The 647-nt window shown below is 43.3% G+C and carries 1 protein-coding gene; it reads left to right on the top strand.

Going from position 1 to position 647, the window contains the following annotated elements; all coding sequences use genetic code 11:
• Positions 1–186: 186 nt before the first annotated feature.
• A partial coding sequence (locus tag IEZ19_RS54470; protein ID WP_229841764.1) for a photosystem I psaA/psaB family protein occupies positions 187–647 on the top strand: 461 nt, incomplete at its 3' end.

Here is a 647-nt window from a genome sequence, read left to right as displayed (position 1 = left end):
CGGATCGACTTCCAGATCATAATTGCTCTAGTGAATAACTAAAGAAAAAATAGATAGATAAAAAATAGATAGATAGATGAGAGATAGAAGAGAAAGAAACTAATTATAAGCGTCTCTCATAGGTTCACTAATTACTGACTGTTGGCGGGTCTCTTTGTATGTGTTGTCCGGAAAGAGGAGGACTCAATGATTATTCGTTCGCCGGAACCAGAAGTAAAAATTTTGGTAGATAGGGATCCCGTAAAAACTTCTTTCGAGGAATGGGCTAGGCCGGGCCATTTCTCAAGAACAATAGCTAAGGGACCCGATACTACCACTTGGATCTGGAACCTACATGCCGATGCTCACGATTTCGATAGCCATACCAGTGATTTGGAGGAGATCTCTCGCAAAATATTTAGTGCCCATTTCGGCCAACTCTCCATCATCTTTCTTTGGCTGAGCGGCATGTATTTCCACGGTGCTCGTTTTTCCAATTATGAAGCATGGCTCAGCGATCCTACTCACATTGGACCTAGCGCCCAGGTGGTTTGGCCAATAGTGGGCCAAGAAATCTTGAATGGCGATGTGGGTGGGGGTTTCCGAGGAATACAAATAACCTCTGGTTTTTTTCAGATTTGGCGAGCATCTGGAATAACTAGTGAATT

Source organism: Streptomyces brasiliensis, from assembly GCF_014647875.1.
Taxonomy (GTDB): domain Bacteria; phylum Actinomycetota; class Actinomycetes; order Streptomycetales; family Streptomycetaceae; genus Streptomyces; species Streptomyces brasiliensis.
The sequence above is the reverse complement of the archived record's forward strand: the minus strand, read 5'-3'. Positions and strand labels throughout refer to the sequence as shown.